This is a genomic window from Chamaesiphon sp. VAR_69_metabat_338 (assembly GCF_031423935.1).
Lineage (GTDB): Bacteria > Cyanobacteriota > Cyanobacteriia > Cyanobacteriales > Chamaesiphonaceae > Chamaesiphon.
Window position 1 is genome coordinate 1 of record NZ_JANPGM010000130.1, and the last position, 4,550, is coordinate 4,550.

6 protein-coding genes are annotated in these 4,550 nt (G+C 46.1%); 5 read left to right on the plus strand and 1 reads right to left on the minus strand.

What is annotated here, in order from left to right; translation table 11 throughout:
• A partial coding sequence (locus RMO84_RS03710) for an FAD-dependent monooxygenase (protein ID WP_310487111.1) occupies positions 1-205 on the minus strand: 205 nt, incomplete at its 3' end.
• Positions 206-415: 210 nt separating this feature from the next.
• Here RMO84_RS03710 and RMO84_RS03715 point away from each other — a divergent pair.
• The 5 genes from RMO84_RS03715 to RMO84_RS03735 all read left to right on the plus strand — a co-directional run bounded on the left by RMO84_RS03715 (position 416) and on the right by RMO84_RS03735 (position 4,022).
• On the plus strand, positions 416-994 hold the full coding sequence (locus tag RMO84_RS03715) for a Uma2 family endonuclease (RefSeq protein WP_310487113.1): 579 nt from the start codon (positions 416-418) through the stop codon (positions 992-994).
• Positions 995-1,146: 152 nt separating this feature from the next.
• Positions 1,147-1,671 carry a thioredoxin domain-containing protein gene (locus RMO84_RS03720; RefSeq protein ID WP_310487114.1) on the plus strand — a complete coding sequence of 175 codons (525 nt, stop codon included), beginning with the start codon at positions 1,147-1,149 and terminating at the stop codon, positions 1,669-1,671.
• A 131-nt stretch (positions 1,672-1,802) separates the two neighbouring features.
• Positions 1,803-2,645, plus strand: a complete 843-nt coding sequence (locus RMO84_RS03725) for a cytochrome c biogenesis protein CcdA (protein ID WP_310487116.1) — start codon at positions 1,803-1,805, stop codon at positions 2,643-2,645.
• Between the two features lie 4 nt (positions 2,646-2,649).
• Positions 2,650-3,207, plus strand: a complete 558-nt coding sequence (locus RMO84_RS03730; protein WP_310487117.1) for a sigma-70 family RNA polymerase sigma factor — start codon at positions 2,650-2,652, stop codon at positions 3,205-3,207.
• A gap of 8 nt (positions 3,208-3,215) precedes the next feature.
• Positions 3,216-4,022 (plus strand): anti-sigma factor, encoded by an 807-nt coding sequence (locus tag RMO84_RS03735; RefSeq protein WP_310487119.1) that lies wholly within the window; start codon positions 3,216-3,218, stop codon positions 4,020-4,022.
• The last annotated feature ends 528 nt before the right edge of the window (positions 4,023-4,550 follow it).

Sequence of the window (4,550 nt, forward strand, 5' to 3'; positions counted from 1 at the left end):
TCTTCATCTGCCGGACTTGCCGATCGATAATCTCCGGCGGTAAGTCAAATTCACTTACCATGCACAGAGGAATCGCACCACCACAAGGCTTGGCGTTATCTAATTTGCGTTCAAATAAATAAGTTTCAATTCCAGCTTTTGCTAAAACTTCAGCGGCGGAAGAACCCGCTGGCCCAGAACCGACAACAGCAACCCGTAGTACCACAGCTATACTCTCTTCATGACTTGTGCTTACACTGATGGATGTTAGCACGGACTCACCTGGGGATATTTGCGAAACCCATGCAGTCAGTCAGAATTGAAATATTCCTTTATATAACGACATATTTGGTAAGGGATTTGGGGGCGGGGAATGAGGGGTTGAGAGATTTAAATATTTGATATTATTGAGTGGTAGCGACTATTGGTTCTAGTCATGGCAGCCCTTACATTGAATCTCAGTTCGATCGCGAAGATTAGCCGCAGTCAGTTTCGGCAGATTGCAAATGATAATCCAGAGATGAAGCTGGAAAGAGATAAACAAGGAAATCTAATCGTTATGGCTCCGACTGGAGGTGAAACTGGAAACTGGAATTCAGAGCTGAATTTGGAAGTAGGATTGTGGAATCGCACTAATCAAACAGGCAAAACCTTTGATTCCTCAACAGGCTTTGAGTTGCCCAATGGCGGAGATCGATCGCCTGACGTAGCGTGGATTCCCCTGGCAAAGTGGGAAGCTCTGACGCCAGAAGAACGACGGGGCTTTTTGCCACTGTGTCCTGATTTTGCGATTGAACTAATGTCGCGTTCGGATTCTTGGGTACAAACTCAAGCGAAGATGGCAGAATATATGGAAAGTGGTTGTCGATTAGCTTGGCTGTTAGATCCCAAGGGCAAACGCGCTGTTATTTATCGGCTGGGGCAACCGCCAGAATTTTTGAATAGTCCCGATTCGCTCTCTGGAGAAGACGTATTACCAGGATTTATCCTTGATGCTAGATTTCTGTGGAGCTAGCTGGTGATGCTGTTTATTCGGTGCTGTAATAACCTCAACTTCTTGTAGAAGCTGGGGTTTTGTTATTTCTAGCATAATTTATAAATTTATAAATCCGATCGAGAGTTGAGGCTGTATATCCCATAGAACAATACAGAAACTCGATTATTTTTATGAAATTATTGCAGGCTTCCTCAATTTTAGCGATCGCGGCAACTCTCGCCGCTACAACTATTAGCGCGATCGCGGCTAATCAAAATATTTTGCCATCTGCAACAAACACTCCCGCAACCTTAATTGCTCAAGGTGAATCGACACCTTTAGCCAAACAACTTCAGGGCAAACCTGTCGTAGTTGATATTTATGCTAGCTGGTGTCCTGGTTGTAAGAATATTGCACCGACATTAGCACAGCTTAGACGTCAATATGCTGGCAAAGCTAACTTTGTGGCGTTGGATGTCAGCGACAGCAAAAAAATGCAAGCTTCGATGAAAACTGCTGCAAAACTGGGCTTGACGAGCTTTTTCAATGCAAATAAAGCCCAAACTGCCACGATTGCAATTATCGATCCGGCAACTGGCAAAGTCACCCAACAGTTTCGGAATAATGCCGATCTAACTGCCTATACTTCGATTTTAAATAGTTCGATCGCCCAAATGGGCAGTGGCGATGCGATGAAAAAAGCTTTGGATAAATAGATCCCTTGTAATGGAAAGAATGGGAATGAGATCGAAAAGATTGAATTACCCAGTACATAATTTCACGATCGCTCGGTTTCGATCGAGATTCGATCTCGATCGCGTTAATATTCTGTCTTAGCTAATTGGTAATGAATGTCAAAACTACGTTTCTAAAGATAACTAAAATTTGTCAAAGCTCACCTAAATGGTCGATCTGGGTAGGATTAGCGATGCTGACGACGATCGCAATCTTGTCAATCAAACAGCTTAATTTATTGGAGTCACTAGAATCAGCGATCGCGCGAACCGAGAACCAGTACCAACAATGGGGCGATCGTCAACCCCTCACCAATCCGTGGTTGTTAATTGCCTTTGCCTTTGGGGGTGGCTTGCTGGCGAGTATTTCCCCTTGTATTTTGGCAATGCTGCCAGTCAATCTCAGTTATATCGGTACTCTCAATGTCAAATCTCGCCGAGCTGCGGTCTGGAATGCCACCGGATTCGTGCTAGGGGTGGTGACGATATTATCTATATTCGGCTTGTTTGCATCGGTTGCTGGGGCTGTAATGGTCGAGTGGCGAGGCTATATTAATCTGGTGGTGGGCATCATCATTATTGTGATGGGTTTGAGTATTAGCGGCTTGTTTCATCTCCCGTTACCGCGATCTCCAATTTCCCTACCATCGTTTGCGGGGACTTATGGAATCGGTGTAACTTTTGCCTTAGTGAGTTCGCCTTGTGCTAGTCCCGTGCTGTTTGCGGTGTTAGCCGCCGCTGGAGCGACTGGTTCGCCAGTCTGGAGTGTGGTGACGATGGTTGCTTATGCTTTGGGTTATACTGCGGTAATTTTTGCTGCGAGTTTATGTGCGGGATTAATTAAGCTTACGCGCCAGATCCTTGTCAATGCGGAGATCGTGATGCGAGTGGGCGGACTAGCATTAGTACTCATGGGTGGGTATTATGTGGTGTCAGGTGTTCTCTGGTTTTTGTAAGCCCATGCTCGCGAATGAGTCCGATCTTGAAGTTTTGACTGCGTTGCGCCAGGGCGATACAAATGCGCTGGGGATCGTCTACGATCGCTATGGAGCGGTAGTTTATCGATTGGCGTTGCGGATGCTGGTAAATACCACCGAAGCTGAAGATCTCACTCAGGAAGTATTTCTGGCTTTTTGGCGGGGGGTAGATAAATACGATGCCGATCGCGGTACTTTACTGGTATTCTTGCTGACAATCACCCGATCGCGCGCGCTCAATCGACTCAAGCAGCAAAGCTCGCAACGCAATTTACAGCAACGGGTGAGCCGCTATTTGCCTCCAACCGATCGTCAGCCAGGGATGGACTCAGTGGCTCTATCGGAATTGCAAGAACGGATGGGAGCGGCACTGCAAGCATTGCCTTCTAGCCAAAAACAAGTTTTAGAAATGGGCTACTATCAAGGCAAAAGTCAATCAGAAATCTCCCAGGAGCTAGATCTACCATTAGGTACTGTCAAAACTCGATCGCGTCAAGGCTTGCTCAAGCTCCGCCAGTTTCTCCAAGATTTAGTCGAGTAACTAATCTCATGTCTGATAATTCCCTGCCACCCACATCCACATCCGAATCTTGGTCAGAATTGCTGGCTGGCTATGTTTTAGGCGATCTCACCCCTGCCGAAATCGATCGGGTGGAGGCATATCTGCGCGACCATCCCGAATGCCAAGCGGAGATCGAGAGCCTGATGTTGCCATTAGATTTATTGCCCTTAACTCTACCCGCAGCTCGACCGCCAGCGTCATTACGATCGCAGATTCTCCAAGTAGCTGCTGCCGAAACAGCACCCGATTTCAGTGAAATTGTGCCAGTGAGTCAGTTGCGGCGCAAGTCGATGCCGCTGTGGAAACCGATCGCGATGGGCTTAGAATTACTGGCGATCGGTTGCTTGGGTTGGTACAGCTATCATCTGAGTCAAGAGCTAGCTACAGTCAAACAGGATCTCCAGACTGCCCAAATTGCCAAGCGATCGCCCGCCAGCAATAACGATCGATCCATTGTCAGTCTCCTTCAGCAGCCGAATAATCGGTTTATCCCGCTCAAGAACATGCCACAGCAGACAGGAGCCGGAAATTTGATCGTAGTCCCCAATAAATCGGTGGCAGTGTTAGTTCTCCAGCAAATCAAGCCGCTGCCACCAGGACAAGTTTATCGAACCTGGGCAATTATGGGCGATGAGGAAATGAGTTGTGCGGATTTTTTACCAGATAAAAATGGTAAGGTTTTTATCAAAATTCCGCTCGATCGATTGAAAAAAGCCACCAAAGTGATGGTAACGATCGAGCAAAAAGAAGCCAAAGCAGCCGCCGGTGAAATCGCGATCGAAGGTGAAATCTAGCCCAAAACCGAGACATGAATTTCGATCGCAAATTACCCCATTGCCATGGCTCAGATACGGGCTTTTAAGTATTGTAGCGATCGATTGAATTAGCTTATTAGGATCTCAGTGCTTTACACGTTAATGCCACTACAGTGAGTTGTAGCAAACCGCTCGAAGTTCATAGTTGGCCGAGTACTCTAATTGTAAATCCAAGACATTACTTACTTTTTACAATCGTACCTCTAGTTAAATTTCGGTCTGAAGCGTTGGGACTGCTGATGAAAAAAAGTATGAAAAACCCGATCGTCAGAACGGATATGATTCTGAACATAGAATCTTCGATTGGATTGTCCATGTTTACTCGCTGATTAGGATAACTCAATCGTATTAAATATCCCGAGTTGTATCCTCAGTACAAAGTCTTAAACTAATACCTTTGGTAAGTAAATATTTGCGATCGCCAACTACTTTGTCTGAATGCTGCGTTCCTCTAGATGAGATGTTTGTAGAGCGCGATCGGTAATCCAGTACGCCGTTTGACTTCCA